The sequence below is a fragment of the Olivibacter jilunii genome (assembly GCF_900607235.1).
GTDB lineage: Bacteria > Bacteroidota > Bacteroidia > Sphingobacteriales > Sphingobacteriaceae > Olivibacter > Olivibacter oleidegradans.
In genome coordinates this window covers 257,535-271,564 of the sequence record NZ_LR027848.1, presented here as the reverse complement: position 1 = coordinate 271,564, position 14,030 = coordinate 257,535, and the positions used below count along the sequence as shown (strand labels likewise).

Genomic DNA, 14,030 nt, shown 5'->3' with positions numbered 1-14,030 from the left:
CCTAATATTTTTTGATGAATTGCTGCCAAAAATCCGGTTGATATTTGTTCCAGGCATGGCAGCCAAAGGGTAAATGGTGACCGGTTAGCTCGTACGATTGACGCGGTTTTCTTTCGAAGGCGAAAGAAAGTGCTTCCCGAGCCTTGGGCTTTTTAAAAGGAACAAATAGCGTCCAAATCATGTCCTCATTCTTGGGAAGCAATCTAAACATCCAGGTAGCCCAAAAACTCCATTTAATGTGGCTTTTTATCTTTCGTAGCGAAAGTCCGCCGTTTCCAACCTTGTTAACCAAGCGTTTCGAGAGGTTAATAATCGGTTTTTTTCCGGAAGTAATGGGAGGAGGTTCCAACCAAGGAGCACCGACATAATCGTACCCTTTTTCTGCCCAAGCTGATAATTCGTCACGAAATACCCAGGCATCTAACTGATAAATTAGAATATAGTCATAAGCTTGGAATGCTTTATAAAAATACTTACCCGTGAGTAGCTTACTATAACCGGTAACACTTTTGAAAAAGGAATCATCAAATCGCTGAATAGTCACGGGTTTATCGGCTAAGTTTTCATAATAGGTTGTATTGAGCGAATGAGGGGCCGCTAAAATAATCGGATAGGATCCAAGCACTTCCACGCATTGCCAAAAGGCATACTTTTCATCCGGATCGGCCAGCTCTTTATATATGGGAATAACAACCGCAATCTTCATTTAACAAACCTGTTTTTGAGCTTAAACCATTGGTTAGTAACAAACTTTCGACCTCTTTTTATCCAGCTTCCTTTTCTATTCTTATAAAAATGCTTGACCATTGCTAATGCCGTAGGGTCTTCCTGCACCATTGTCGGAAAAGATGAAACAGGCTTTCTGGATGGATGCACCTGATAAGTGTCTTCTATAATAGAATGAACGCCACTGCCATCATGACCGATATTTTCTATCAACGATTTAGCCGGATACAAAACCAATCCATTTTTCAGGAAAACGGATGCGTGCCACCGAATAGCCCAAGAATCGTTTTTCCCTTTTTTAAAGTCCAATAGCTGTTTCCAATAATTTTTCATTGTACCTTCCACTGTGAAACGGTAAATCTTTTCCAAATCAAACTGCGAATATAATTGATCGATGTCCGGTTCAAACTGCTCCCAGGCGCGCTTCCAGGTTGCCCAGCCCCAGCTGTTAATAGAACGTAGAAAAAAGGTTTCAGATAAGGCGTCCTTATCGCGTAGAGGAAACATATAGGCAGCAATTTGCATAACCCGGTGTTCTTTCTCATACCGTTGTAGCGCTTCATTGAAATAGCCAAGTGTATGCGGAGAGCTTAACAGGTCGTCTTCAAAGACAATAACTTTACCGTATTCATTTACAAGTTGTGTAACACCGGCTATAATGGACTTGGCCAGCCCCATATTTTGATGACGCACTATTAATTTGATTGATTTAAAACCGCTGGATTGATTAATCAGCGCGCGAACCTGATTGACCTTTTCCTCATCTTCAATATGCTTCGCGGCATCTGAAAAGACGAATAAACGACTATCTTCTGCCAATAAATTTTCCTGGAGATATTTGAGGGTCCGTCGCGTGTGCTCAGGCCGATTATACACGAATAAAGCAATGGGTGCTGGATTTTGCATGCGATATCAATTGGTAGGTTTTTCCTTTTTTCCGAGTCGCCCGGCTAAACCGTCAGCAACTGCTATTCTGAATTCTTTATAAGCTTTATGTTTCCCGGTGATTATGCTAATCAGATAATGCCCGGTCATATATAGCCACTTGTTAAGGGCGAAGATAAATCTATTTTTTATAGCATGCCGCGAATAAAAGTAAAGCCGATTTCGTACTTGGTAAAAGGTACGGAAATTCCAGAGATCGAGTATCGCCGAACGCCAAAAACGGTGTTTATAAGTAATTCCCTGAGAAATGTCTACATCGTTGATCCGACTGCCCGGAATGAGCCAGATCTCTCCACCCATCTCCGTAATCCGATTGGTATATTCGGAATCATCCACATAAACAAATAGCCGTTCGTCGGGATAGCCAATAAACTCCACGAGTCGGCGGTGTAAAAAGAGGCCGCCATATGGAACGTAGGGAAGCTTACTTGGTCGTAGAGGAGATGAATTGTAGCGATTTTGCCCCGCGAGCTTCCGGTATTGATTGCTAAAGATTCGAAAAAAATGAAAACCCATGAAATTATCGGGTACCAGATAATATTGATAAGGATCAGCTCCTTGTGCAATTAAAACGTGATTTTTACGATCGGTGCGCAGGCTGAACAGAGCTTTCCTGTCTTCAGCCAGTCGAATCGATGGCCAGGCGTTTATTAACTTTTCCAAGGCACCCTCTTCCGGTAAATTATCATCATCTAATAGCCAAACAAAGTCGGCATTGGAATGTGAAACAAAATAACCTAAGCCTGCTTTATAGCCGCCCGCAGAGCCGAGATTCTCCGTCTCCTGAAGGAGGGTAATGATAGGGCTGTTTAATTGATCAAGCTCCTTTTTAAGATCGTAGTCTGAACCGTTATCCACCACGATAATATCCACAACATGTTCAAATGACAAGACGCGCTCTAATATTTGTTTTAAAAAAGCCCATCGGTTTCCATAGGTTACGGTTAACACACAAACATTATATGCTATCTTTGTCATCTTATTTTATGCAAGTTTACAATAGATAAACAGAAATCGCAATTCAAAATGGGGATTATTAAACAACAAACCTTGAAGGGCACCTTCTTTTCTTATATAGGTGTTTTTATAGGTTTTGTGACCAATACGTTTATTTTAACGAAAGTACTAGATACGGATCAAGTAGGCTTAATTAATATCTTGACGTCCTTTTCGCTGATATTTGCCCAGTTTGCTATTCTCGGTTTCAATGCCACGGCACGCTATTTTCCCTATTTCCGGAATGAGAAGAACAAGCATAATGGCTATTTGTTTTTAGCCTGTGCCATTTCGTTGATCGGCTTTATTCTATTTGTCATTGGAGCCTATGCTTTTAAGGAAGTCATAATAAGTCAAAAATCCCAAGATAATAACTTGTTTCGCGATTATTATTGGTACCTCCTTCCGCTCACCTTTGCAAACCTATACTTTAACATCTTTGATTTGTACTCAAGGTTGTTATATGACGCCGCAGCGGGGCGCCTCATTCGTGAATTCACCCTAAAGCTGCTCATTTTGGTATGCGTCGTTTTATTAATATTCCGTATCCTCGATTTCCGGTCGTTCATGTGGTTATGGTTATCAGCTAACCTGATGCCCATGTTGTTGATGATGATCCGATTGGTACGAAAGGGTAACTTTTCACTTAAGCCGAATTTCAACTTTTTAAATAAAGATGTTCAGCGAAATCTCTTCAACTTATGCCTATTCGGCATATTAACCGGCGCTTCGCCACTTCTCGTTGATAACATTGATCGGTATATGGTGAATAGTTACTTTGGCTTGGCCGACACGGGTATATACAGCATCGCAGCCTCTTTCGGAATTATTATCGCTTTGCCAACACGAAGTTTGTATAGCATCGCATATACCGTAATAGCCGAGTCCTGGATTAGAAAGGACATGGCCAATATCCATACCGTGTACAGGAAAAGCTGTATCAATCAATCTATTGTGGCGCTATTTCTCTTTATCCTCGTGTGGGCGAATATACATAATGCGCTGAAGGTGCTTCCACCTGATTATGCCGATGGTGTCTCCATCGTTTTCTTTATTGGCCTGGCCAATTTATTCGATGCGTTAACAGGAGTCAATGCTGTTATATTAGCTACCTCTCGGTACTATCGATACGACTCCTTTTTTTACCTGGCTTTAGTAGGTGTGACAATTGGCAGTAACTTGTTTTTCATACCTAAGTTTGGGATCACCGGTGCGGCAATGGCTACTGCACTTACGATGTTCATTTTCAATCTTTCGAGATACCTATTTATTTTATTTAAGTTTAAACTCCAGCCGTTTACAGTGCATAATTTGTTAGTGATCGTACTTGGCGTGCTCATTTACTGGCTCAGTACCCTGATTCCTGTTCAGCAGAATCTTTATCTGGATACCTTTATCCGTGGGGGCTTCATCACCCTGTTATATGCCGGGTCGGTCTATTTCCTTCGCTTGTCAAGCGATATTAATGACATGGTTGCTGACCTTCTTGCTAAGCTTAAACGCTCTTAATAAACTCCCGAATAAATTTCGGATGTTTTAAATTTAAAAGCTGCTTCCGGTTTTTTTCAAAAAAGGCATAATCTCCCTGTTTTACCTCATCAATGGTAAAAGGGACGTCCGTGTTTCGGCTTCCTTTTGCCACTACACCAAGCCCATAATCCATGTCTAAGGTAAATACGGTAAGATCCGGACGTGTAACGATCAAATCAGCCACCGTTTTCCAAACATCGCCGTTCCACTGTCCCTGCCAGCCAGGTAAGTCCCAGTTCCGGACTTTTTCCCGGACTTCATTAAAATGATCTTTAATGGTGTAGGCGGCAGCCTCATTTAATGGGTTACAGTCGTGCATAACAATAATCCCACCTTCGTTAAGATAGTTCAAGCAGTTCTCCACGTCGCGTTTTGACTGCTCGTAAGTATGCAGTCCATCTACCAATGCTACGTCAATACCATCCTTTAAAACCTTCTTTGCATGGTGCTCAAAAAAGTAATCACTGGTATATTCGTACGTTTCGAACTTCGTTATACCTACTAAGCGTTTTATCTTGAGCGGAAAGCTGAATAAGAACTCGGGGTCAACACCTATCTTCCGTGGGCATTGTATCTTAGAGATAATGGTACCTGTTTGTACACCAATCTCCAGATAAGTTTTGGCGTTTCTTTGTTTAATAATTAAGTTAAGCACATCGAGCCTATTCATATTCACGTTGTTTAATGCAATAATAATAAAATTTACAAAGCGATACGGGTTATTCCATAAAAAAACAGGGTGGCTCGAAAGTCACCCTGTTTTTTTAAAAGTATAAAGATTACTGGAATTTCTTCGCGTTTATCTTACGCTCGTTCTCAGTCAGATAAATCTTTCTTAGACGAATATTCTGAGGCGTCACTTCAATGTATTCATCTGCTTGGATATATTCCATCGCTTCTTCCAACGAAAATTTGATCGCCGGAGCAATACGGACGTTATCGTCACTGCCCGATGCGCGCATGTTGGTTAACTGTTTCCCCTTTACAATATTGACAACTAGATCATTGTCCCGGCTGTGCTCACCTACAATCTGACCTTCATAAATGTCTACGCCGGGATCCACAAAGAAGTGACCTCTATCCTGTAATTTATCGATCGAGTAAGCAGTTGTTTGTCCTTTTTCCATCGAAACAAGTACGCCTGCCAAACGACCCGGGATCGGGCCTTTCCAAGGTTGGTAGTCTTTTATGCGATGCGCCATAACCGCTTCACCGGCAGTAGCGGTTAATACATTGTTTCTTAAGCCGATAATACCTCTTGAGGGAATTTCAAACTCTAGATGTTGCATATCACCTTTTGTTTCCATCACAAGTAACTCACCTTTACGCTGCGTTACCAATTCGATCACTTTACCTGATACCTCAGCCGGTACATCTACTACTAAGGTCTCAATAGGTTCGCATTTTACACCGTCAATCTCTTTTAAGATAACTTGTGGCTGGCCCACCTGTAATTCGTAGCCCTCGCGGCGCATGGTTTCGATCAAGACAGATAAATGAAGAATACCTCTTCCATAAACTAAGAATGCATCTGCCGAGTCGGTAGGAAGCACCTTTAATGCGAGATTTTTCTCCATTTCTTTTTGTAAGCGGTCATGCAAGTGACGCGATGTTACAAATTTGCCCTCTTTGCCGAAGAACGGTGAGTTGTTAATTGTGAACAACATGTTCATCGTAGGCTCATCGATGTGTATAACCTCCAACTGCTCCGGATTTTCAAAATCGGCAATGGTATCACCAATTTCGAAACCCTCAATTCCTACTACAGCACAAATATCGCCCGAAGGGACTTCCTGTACTTTCACCTTTCCAAGGCCTTCAAAAGTATACAGCTCTTTGACACGGGATTTCATCACTTTGCCATCACGCTTTACCAAAGACACCGGTTGATTTTCTTTTATAGTACCTCTAGCTACACGACCAACAGCAATACGTCCTACAAAGGATGAATAGTCCAATGAGGTGATTTGCATCTGTAAAGTACCCTCGTTGTACGGGGCAGGAGGTATATGTTCAAGAATTGCATCCAATAGATCCGTGAAATCTTCTGTCGGTTGCTTCCAGTCTTTAGACATCCATCCCATTTTAGAGGATCCGTAAAGTACAGGGAAATCCAATTGTTCTTCTGTGGCATCCAAGTTAAAGAAAAGTTCAAAGACCTGCTCGTACACCTCTTCAGGACGACAGTTTTCTTTGTCTACTTTGTTAACGACAACAATAGGCTTTAGACCTAAGCCAAGGGCTTTTTGCGTTACAAAACGAGTTTGAGGCATCGGCCCTTCAAAGGCGTCTACTAAGAGAATAACCCCGTCAGCCATTTTTAACACACGCTCTACTTCTCCTCCAAAGTCTGCGTGGCCCGGGGTATCAATAATATTTATTTTGACGTCCTTATAACGCACCGAAACGTTTTTGGAAACGATGGTAATACCTCGCTCACGTTCCAGGTCGTTATTGTCCAGAATAAGCTCGCCTGTTTGTTCGTTGTCACGAAACAGTTTAGTGTAATGTAAAATTTTGTCAACCAGAGTCGTTTTTCCATGGTCAACGTGTGCAATAATCGCAATGTTTCTAATTTGTTGCATCCAAGTATGTATATCTCAAATTTGGGGATAAATTGCTTTATGCAATTTATCAATTTCTCATCTGCGCTTTGAGTATCAAAGAACTAAAGGGAAAATTTTGCGCAAAGGTAATTATTCCATTTGAAAAATTAAGCGCTTGGATTGCTTTTATTTTTGACGGTTTTTTCGTTTTTGTCCACTTCGTATAGCAAGCTAGTTGCTTGATTGTGAAAGGTATTTTGGTTATATTTGTATTATGGATATACAGTCGATAGTTGTTTTATTATTGTTTGCCGCGGCCGCTTTTTACCTCGGTCGCATGTTGTATAACAATCTAAAACCAAAAAAGGGAGGCACCTGCGGTTCCAACTGTAAATGCGGTATGGATTTTTCCAACATGCCGGAACAAACAAAATAGTGCCTCTTAAATAGATGTCAGGATTTATAGTTTTTGGATCAAACATACGGCATAGGCCACTACCCCTTCTTTGCGTCCGATAAATCCCATTGTTTCATTGGTTGTGGCCTTGATAGAAATATCCTCTACATCTAAGCCGCTAGCGTTGGATATATGTGCCTTCATAGCTGGGATGTAAGGCTTTATCTTCGGTGCCTCAAGACACAACATGGCATCTATATTACTAAGTTCCCATCCTTTGTTTTTTAATAATTTAATACACTCTTCCAACAGAATTAAACTACTGATACCCTTCCATTTAGCATCTGTGTTCGGAAAATGATAACCAATATCCTCCAAATTCGCTGCACCCAATATGGCGTCACAAATCGCATGTACCAACACGTCTGCATCCGAATGTCCGAAAGCGCCTGCATGATGATCGATCTTTTCTCCTCCCAAAATAAAGGGATGATTTTCTTTTAATTGATGGACGTCGAAGCCGAAGCCTACTTTTATTTTCATGTTTGTGTTTTTGTTTTATAAGGCAGACTTCTCTGTTCATTTTGTTCATTATTTTGAAAAGAGTTCGCCTTGCCTAACTTATGGCGTGATAGATCTTCTTATAGCATGTCAAAAAAAAGCGGTTTAATTTGCTTTATGATACCTTTTTTGCCAAACATATCAAAAACCGGCTATAAAAAAAATTATTTGATGGAAGAGATGAAAGGCTATCTCGTGTATTCAGCATTTGTTGGTCGGTTGCCGTTTTGTTTTAATGTGCTAATTTTGAATGGTGGTGTATTCGCATAAACTATGAAGAAAAATTTTACGCTGATTGTGCTTGCGCTTTGTGGTATTGGGCTCATGTATTCGAGCTGTAGCAAAAAGAGCGGAATGGGTGACCGATCATCAAAAACGGGAATGAAATACAACGACCCGCATAATGGTGGTTTTCAGGTCAATCGAAAAGTGAAGCCCGGTCCCGGTCCCGGACTCGTTATTATCGAGGGGGGGACCTTCGTGATGGGCGGAAGCCTAGATCAGGATCTGGGCTATGAGAACGATAATAAGCGTAGAAGAGTAACCGTTGCTTCCTTTTATATGGATGAAACGGAAGTGGCTAATGTCGATTGGCTTGAGTATCTTTATTGGCTAAATCAAAACTTTCCTAACGACCGACAGTTATATTATAACGCGCTGCCTGATACGCTGGTTTGGCGTAATCCTCTATCTTATAACGAACCCTATGTGGATAATTACCTCCGACATCCGGCTTATCAAGACTATCCTGTTGTAGGCGTTACCTGGGAGCAGGCTAACGATTACTGTGTATGGCGGACCGATCGTGTAAACGAAGAAATTCTGCGCTCGAAAGGAATCTTATTGGATTACAAAAGTAAGGCCGAAAGTGCGGGAGAGAGCACGGCGCAGCCTTTTAATACCGACATTTATTTGAATGGACAATACAAAGGTGAAGGTATAGATGGTAAAAACATGCCGAAAGACCTACGCCCGGGCGCAGAAAAAGATGCCCGAAGGCCGGTACGGTTGGAGGATGGTTTTCTTAAACAACCCTATCGATTGCCAACCGAGGCAGAATGGGAATATGCTGCCTTGGGGCTGATTGGCAATACCATCTACGGAAATGTAGAAGGTTATCGGATCTACCCTTGGGATGGTTTAGGTGTTCGTTCAGGTAAGAAAAAAACGCAGGGCCTTATAATGGCTAACTTTAAGTTAGGTGCGGGTGACAATATGGGAACGGCCGGATACTTAAACGATGCAGGTGATATTACAAAACCGGTGACAGCTTATCAGCCGAACGATTTCGGTTTATATAATATGGCCGGTAATGTGAATGAATGGGTGGGTGATGTGTATCGTAAGCTGACCTATGAAGATTTCGAAGATTTTAACCCCTTCAGGGGCAATGTCTACGTGGACAAAAAATTAGAAGATCCGGAGAAAGGCATTTATGCAAAGGACAAATATGGCCGACCAATTAAGGAGATGGCCAAGGCACCGAGGAAACAGACATGGGAAGAATTGCAGAATCAAACCGCAGCGCAAGATAGCGGTGTAAGTGCATACAATGCAGACATGAGAGGGTATAATGATGAAGTCAGCGACTCCTTATATGGTAAGACAACCTTGGTGAACAACAAATCGCGTGTTTATAAGGGCGGTTCATGGAATGATCGTGCATATTGGTTAAATCCGGCAACGAGAAGATTTATGCAACAAGATGAGTCCTCTGCAACGGTAGGCTTCCGCTGTGCCATGACGCTCGTCGGTAATCCGGAAATTCATACCAATGGCATGCCTCGTTTCAAATCAGCTAAAGTGAAAAGCGGTTTGCGAAAATCTTCAAAGGCGACGCCATAGGCAAGGGAACTTCACCTTCTAGAAAAGAAAGACATAGCTCTATTGTTTATATTTAAAATGCGGGAACGATCTGTAAAGATGTTCCCGTTTTTTGGGTCTTATGGAGAGTTACCACTGTGCACCATGGCACACTTATTATCATTACCCCATGTTTGCGGTTATGATGTAGGCGGACTAGGTGTATTTTTTGGCGAAGAGCATATTAAAAAACTTAGCTCGCAGCTGATCCCTTTGTTACAAAACGTAAAAAAAGCGACTCAAAAGGTCGCTTTTCCTATCATTTTATATGAAATTTTTACTCGAGTTCGGTATAATAAATATTTAATTTGGTCCGGAGTTCATTTTTAGCTTGTGCATCTTCCGGGTTAAAGCCTTTTAGAACAACACTGCTAGGTGCGGTAATGTCTGGCCAAAAAGGAATAGTGTTGGTCATGATCTCCGATACAGGCGCAATATAAACATCCGAATTCTGCACTTTGCCTAAAATGACGTCTTGGATATAAGAGGTTAAAGTAAACACATAACGTTTCGCTTTATCGTCGTAAAAACCACCTAAAGCAAATGGTCCCGCAGCTTGAAACTGTGAGCGCAGATCACGTACAGGCCTTGAATCACCATCTGGAATGGGCTGATTATTGCCTGAAACGTCTTTTCGGTATAGCGTCAATCGAGGTGCCGGTGTGCTTACGGTATTGCTATTGTCGTCATCCACATAAACGACCAATTCTGCCCGGTTAACGGCAATTTTCTTTCCTTTTAACTGGTCAATGTATGGAAAAGATACTTTTGTCCTCAAGCCACCCATAGCTTGTGCATAAACAGTAGTCTGATTAACAGCGGTATTGGCCAGTTGGCTTTGGATAACCGGAGAGAAACTCCTGTTTATACTGGCTGACATATACATAAAAGGAGCGCCGGTGCTGCTGCTGGATGTAGGAACCGGGATTGGAAAGACTTTGGTTAAAGTGTCCGTGTCACCCTCTGCATCCGTAACACGATAGGTGACTTCCATGAAGTTCGGCGAATCTGAACTTTGCGGGTTGGTCGGACTTAAAGTCGCAAGTCCACCTATACCTTGCTGTGCATTCTTGTCGATTGTCAAGTAAAGACCTTTTGCATGATTCAAAAATCCGGTCTCCGAGTTTACAGTGGCTGAATCCAGTGTATGCGATAAAAGGCTGCCGATAAAGCTGTTATTTAGCCGTACACGCAGTTCAGGATAGCGTTTTACCGTACTATCTTGGCCGTTACTTCCTCTCACAATTACATTGATACTGTCTTTGAGGTTGAACCGGCGCAGTTGGGTGCTTGCTATATCGTCGCTCTTTACACTCCAATTTTTCGTACTATAATAGATCGTGTTGGGACTATACACCTCATCCAACTGTCTTACTTTAAGCAGGTAGGTGGATGACTGTGAATCACCGACAAAAGAGTTTCCATATCGAACAACCAGCACAGCCGAATCGATCTGTGCGTTTTGGGGGAGGCGTATATCGCCACTTTCAGGTCGTAAAATGGCAAGGGCGATGTTCGCTTGCGTTTCACCGAAAACCGGGTCCTTGTAATACCCAAATGGAAGCTGATTGATATTGATGCTCGGGATATTACTGTTGTTATTGGCAACCCTTATGACTGATCGGGCACTATCGTCACGGAGTGTAACTGTCTTGAGCGTTAACGTGTCATTTAGGGTGCCATAAAAGGAATCTCCCGGATTGTTATCTAACCCGATTCCCGCCGGATTCTTGCAACTACTTAAAATAAAGAGACTTATTAACAGCGTCAATAAGTCTCGAGTATAATACTTCATTATAAAATAATATGTTCTATAAAGCTGTGTAAAACCATTATAACGCTTGCCTGGTACAGATAAAGTTACAAGGGCTTATTTCTTCCGCCTTGCTGCAGTTCAGCCTTCCTCGCTAAGCCACAGTTTCCAATTCTTCATTGGAAAATTGCTCGTAAAGGTTGGAATAATTTTCGAATTCTGCATCATTTCTGCAGTCAGTTATCGGAATTTCGCTCTTTTTAACAATATTTAACAGTTTTTCATCGATGTTTTCTTCGGATAAAACAACCGCATCGGTATAGTGAAGTGCGCCATTGTACAAACCATAATAGTCTGATGAATCATAGCTTGATAAATCTTCTGCATGCATGTTTCCCGTAAGTGCTTTATCTGCAAAACGCTCGTGCAAAGCATGCTCAAATTTATCTGCATACAGCGAATAGATGATTTTTGTGTCTTTAAAGGTTGGATCATCTTTATAGGCCGTTTTCACATAGGCAGGAATCAAAGCCGTCATCCAGCCATGACAATGCACTACATCGGGAGACCATCCCAATTTTTTAACAGTCTCCAATGCCCCTTTACAAAAAAAGATGGCACGCTCGTCGTTATCCTTAAAGAACTTACCCTCTTTGTCGGTAAATACATGTTTACGTTGGAAATACTCTTCGTTATCCAAAAAGTAAACCTGCATACGGGCAGCTGGGATGGATGCAACTTTGATAATAAGGGGGTTGTCGTTATTGTCCACTACAATATTCATCCCCGAAAGCCTGATCACTTCATGTAAACGGTTCCTGCGCTCATTAATATTGCCAAAGCGAGGCATTAAAATCCGTATTTCAAACCCTTTTTCCTGCATGGCCTGGGGTAACTCTCTTGTTATCTCAGAAATTTTGCTTAGTTCGAGGAAAGGCGACATCTCGTGGGTAATGTACAATATCTTCGTTTTTGCCATCTCCAATAAATTATATTTTAGAATTTTTGAAATGTGAGACTATCAAACACAATGAATCATACCGGTATGAGCCAGCTAAACCTATTTTTGATAGTTTATTAGTCATTAAAATAATTGCTCTAATGAAAATCGGTCTGCAAATATACGCATTATCTTATGATATATCAACGATTTATAAAAAAACCTTTGTAGTTAGGTTTAAAATGTTCAACTTTACCTCCTTGTTTTAATAACAAAAAAATTGGAAATCTTTACTACAAAAATTGCGCTGAAAGCCCATCTATCAGCGTTCAGTTCAAAGGATAAAACAATAGGTTTCGTGCCTACCATGGGGGCTTTACACGAAGGTCATTTAACTTTGATTGAGCATTCCAAGCGCGCAACCGATATTACCGTTTGTAGTATATTTGTTAATCCAACACAGTTTAATGATCCGGCTGATTTGGAAAAGTATCCGAGACCTATCGAAAAGGATGTGGCACTCCTTCAATCGGTGAACTGTGATGTCCTGTTTTTACCTACGGTGGAAGAGATGTATCCACCGAATGACGAACCTTGGTTCTTCGATCTGGGTCGACTCGACAAAATCTGGGAGGGAGCAAAAAGACCCGGACATTATCAAGGCGTTACACAGGTGGTGTACAAACTCTTTGATATTGTTAAGCCCTCGATCGCCTTTTTTGGACAGAAAGATTTTCAGCAGTGTATGGTGATTCAGTATATGGTGGATAAGCTTCATCTACCGCTGCGCCTGCAAATGGTGGATACCGTAAGGGATGCGGATGGATTGGCGAAAAGCTCCCGCAATGTACGACTCTCATCCAATGGTAGAAAACAAGCACTTTCTTTATCAAAAGCATTGTTCATGATAAAACAAGCGTTTGAAAAGGGCACAGGCCCCTTACAGGCAAAGGAGGAAGCACTAAGTTTCCTGGATAAAGTGGAAGGTGTTGAATTGGAATACTTCGCAATCTGTAATCCGAGTGACTTATCGGAAATTGATAGAAAACAACAGGACCTAAGGCCGCTTGTGGTTATATTGGCCGCTTGGGTGGATGGTGTCCGTTTAATTGATAATATAGTGTTGAAATAAGGCTTTTATAAGCTCTTAGGTGTTAGCTGTTAGCTTTGGCGTTCTAACTCCTGAAGCCTAATGCCTAAAACCTTATACCTCCCACCTCCCACCCTACACCTCTAATGGTAATCTATAGATCATATTTCCGAATAGCAGCGCATCTGTGATAGATTAAATAACAAAATGCGTATCTTTGTGCCATGATTATCGAGGTGTTGAAATCGAAAATTCATCGCGTAAAGGTTACTCAGGCAGAACTCAACTATGTGGGTAGCATTACGATTGATGAAGATTTAATAGAGGCGGCTAATATTATTCCGAACGAGAAGGTGCAGATCGTAAATAATAACAACGGTGCACGCTTTGAAACCTATGTTATAAAAGGCGAACGTGGTTCCGGTATTGTATGTTTGAATGGAGCTGCCGCGCGCTTAGTTCAAGTAGGCGACATTGTGATTATCATTTCTTATTGCCAACTCCCTATGGAGGAAGCCAAAAAGCACGAACCGATTTTGGTTTTTCCGGACCATAATAATAAACTAGTGAAATAGTTTTCATCGTCCCACTAACTTTTTCGCTGTTCAATGATGCAATCGCTAAGCCTTTATTATTAGAATAATCTAATTTGATTTAAGTTCACAATGTGATTACTTTGCATT

The 14,030-nt window shown here is 41.5% G+C and carries 13 protein-coding genes; 5 read left to right on the top strand and 8 right to left on the bottom strand.

What is annotated here, in order from left to right; all coding sequences use genetic code 11:
- Window position 1: 1 nt before the first annotated feature.
- The 3 genes from E0E36_RS01125 to E0E36_RS01115 are packed head-to-tail and all read right to left on the bottom strand — an operon-like array spanning window position 2 to window position 2,649.
- Complete coding sequence (locus E0E36_RS01125) at window positions 2-706, bottom strand: DUF5672 family protein (RefSeq protein ID WP_130854460.1); 705 nt, start codon at window positions 704-706, stop codon at window positions 2-4.
- Complete coding sequence (locus E0E36_RS01120) at window positions 703-1,632, bottom strand: glycosyltransferase family protein (protein ID WP_130854459.1); 930 nt, start codon at window positions 1,630-1,632, stop codon at window positions 703-705. Before E0E36_RS01120 ends, E0E36_RS01125 begins: the two co-directional genes overlap by 4 nt.
- Window positions 1,633-1,638: 6 nt before the next feature.
- On the bottom strand, window positions 1,639-2,649 hold the full coding sequence (locus tag E0E36_RS01115; RefSeq protein ID WP_130854458.1) for a glycosyltransferase: 1,011 nt from the start codon (window positions 2,647-2,649) through the stop codon (window positions 1,639-1,641).
- Window positions 2,650-2,697: 48 nt separating this feature from the next.
- On the opposite strand from E0E36_RS01115, the gene E0E36_RS01110 reads away from it, so the two are divergent.
- On the top strand, window positions 2,698-4,176 hold the full coding sequence (locus E0E36_RS01110) for a lipopolysaccharide biosynthesis protein (protein WP_130854457.1): 1,479 nt from the start codon (window positions 2,698-2,700) through the stop codon (window positions 4,174-4,176).
- Here the strand turns inward: E0E36_RS01110 and E0E36_RS01105 are convergent.
- Together E0E36_RS01105 and typA are read right to left on the bottom strand one after the other, a co-directional pair.
- The gene (locus E0E36_RS01105) at window positions 4,163-4,867 is read right to left on the bottom strand and encodes a class I SAM-dependent methyltransferase (RefSeq protein WP_013664918.1); all 705 of its coding nucleotides are present in this window, start codon (window positions 4,865-4,867) and stop codon (window positions 4,163-4,165) included. The two genes, E0E36_RS01110 and E0E36_RS01105, sit on opposite strands and share 14 nt — an antisense overlap.
- A 109-nt stretch (window positions 4,868-4,976) precedes the next feature.
- Complete coding sequence (gene typA / locus E0E36_RS01100; protein ID WP_130854456.1) at window positions 4,977-6,782, bottom strand: translational GTPase TypA; 1,806 nt, start codon at window positions 6,780-6,782, stop codon at window positions 4,977-4,979.
- A 235-nt stretch (window positions 6,783-7,017) separates the two neighbouring features.
- Here typA and E0E36_RS28145 point away from each other — a divergent pair, with 235 nt between their 5' ends.
- On the top strand, window positions 7,018-7,179 hold the full coding sequence (locus E0E36_RS28145; protein ID WP_083812281.1) for a FeoB-associated Cys-rich membrane protein: 162 nt from the start codon (window positions 7,018-7,020) through the stop codon (window positions 7,177-7,179).
- A 24-nt stretch (window positions 7,180-7,203) separates the two neighbouring features.
- Here the strand turns inward: E0E36_RS28145 and ispF are convergent, their stop codons facing one another.
- Window positions 7,204-7,683, bottom strand: coding sequence for a 2-C-methyl-D-erythritol 2,4-cyclodiphosphate synthase (gene ispF / locus E0E36_RS01090; RefSeq protein WP_013664920.1), 480 nt, complete (start codon window positions 7,681-7,683; stop codon window positions 7,204-7,206).
- A 291-nt stretch (window positions 7,684-7,974) separates the two neighbouring features.
- Between ispF and E0E36_RS01085 the strand changes: the two genes are divergently transcribed.
- Window positions 7,975-9,546, top strand: coding sequence for an SUMF1/EgtB/PvdO family nonheme iron enzyme (locus tag E0E36_RS01085; protein ID WP_013664922.1), 1,572 nt, complete (start codon window positions 7,975-7,977; stop codon window positions 9,544-9,546).
- Between the two features lie 295 nt (window positions 9,547-9,841).
- On the opposite strand, the gene E0E36_RS01080 is transcribed toward E0E36_RS01085, so the two are convergent.
- Together E0E36_RS01080 and E0E36_RS01075 are read right to left on the bottom strand one after the other, a co-directional pair.
- The gene (locus tag E0E36_RS01080) at window positions 9,842-11,359 is read right to left on the bottom strand and encodes a DUF4270 family protein (protein WP_130854455.1); all 1,518 of its coding nucleotides are present in this window, start codon (window positions 11,357-11,359) and stop codon (window positions 9,842-9,844) included.
- 112 nt (window positions 11,360-11,471) lie between these two features.
- Window positions 11,472-12,296 carry a glycogen/starch synthase gene (locus tag E0E36_RS01075; RefSeq protein ID WP_013664924.1) on the bottom strand — a complete coding sequence of 275 codons (825 nt, stop codon included), beginning with the start codon at window positions 12,294-12,296 and terminating at the stop codon, window positions 11,472-11,474.
- Between the two features lie 241 nt (window positions 12,297-12,537).
- On the opposite strand from E0E36_RS01075, the gene panC reads away from it, so the two are divergent.
- Both panC and panD read left to right on the top strand, forming a co-directional pair.
- Entirely contained in the window at window positions 12,538-13,389 is an 852-nt protein-coding gene (panC, locus tag E0E36_RS01070; protein ID WP_130854454.1) for a pantoate--beta-alanine ligase, read from the top strand.
- Between the two features lie 182 nt (window positions 13,390-13,571).
- Window positions 13,572-13,922, top strand: a complete 351-nt coding sequence (gene panD / locus E0E36_RS01065; protein WP_013664926.1) for an aspartate 1-decarboxylase — start codon at window positions 13,572-13,574, stop codon at window positions 13,920-13,922.
- Window positions 13,923-14,030: the final 108 nt, after the last annotated feature.

Bases quoted from the DNA above. Each gene is read 5' to 3' on its own strand.
- E0E36_RS01125 (WP_130854460.1), bottom strand. From the start codon at position 706: ATGAAGATTGCGGTTGTTATTCCCATATATAAAGAGCTGGCCGATCCG.
- E0E36_RS01120 (WP_130854459.1), bottom strand. From the start codon at position 1,632: ATGCAAAATCCAGCACCCATTGCTTTATTCGTGTATAATCGGCCTGAG.
- E0E36_RS01115 (WP_130854458.1), bottom strand. From the start codon at position 2,649: ATGACAAAGATAGCATATAATGTTTGTGTGTTAACCGTAACCTATGGA.
- E0E36_RS01110 (WP_130854457.1), top strand. From the start codon at position 2,698: ATGGGGATTATTAAACAACAAACCTTGAAGGGCACCTTCTTTTCTTAT.
- E0E36_RS01105 (WP_013664918.1), bottom strand. From the start codon at position 4,867: ATGAATAGGCTCGATGTGCTTAACTTAATTATTAAACAAAGAAACGCC.
- typA (WP_130854456.1), bottom strand. From the start codon at position 6,782: ATGCAACAAATTAGAAACATTGCGATTATTGCACACGTTGACCATGGA.
- E0E36_RS28145 (WP_083812281.1), top strand. From the start codon at position 7,018: ATGGATATACAGTCGATAGTTGTTTTATTATTGTTTGCCGCGGCCGCT.
- ispF (WP_013664920.1), bottom strand. From the start codon at position 7,683: ATGAAAATAAAAGTAGGCTTCGGCTTCGACGTCCATCAATTAAAAGAA.
- E0E36_RS01085 (WP_013664922.1), top strand. From the start codon at position 7,975: ATGAAGAAAAATTTTACGCTGATTGTGCTTGCGCTTTGTGGTATTGGG.
- E0E36_RS01080 (WP_130854455.1), bottom strand. From the start codon at position 11,359: ATGAAGTATTATACTCGAGACTTATTGACGCTGTTAATAAGTCTCTTT.
- E0E36_RS01075 (WP_013664924.1), bottom strand. From the start codon at position 12,296: ATGGCAAAAACGAAGATATTGTACATTACCCACGAGATGTCGCCTTTC.
- panD (WP_013664926.1), top strand. From the start codon at position 13,572: ATGATTATCGAGGTGTTGAAATCGAAAATTCATCGCGTAAAGGTTACT.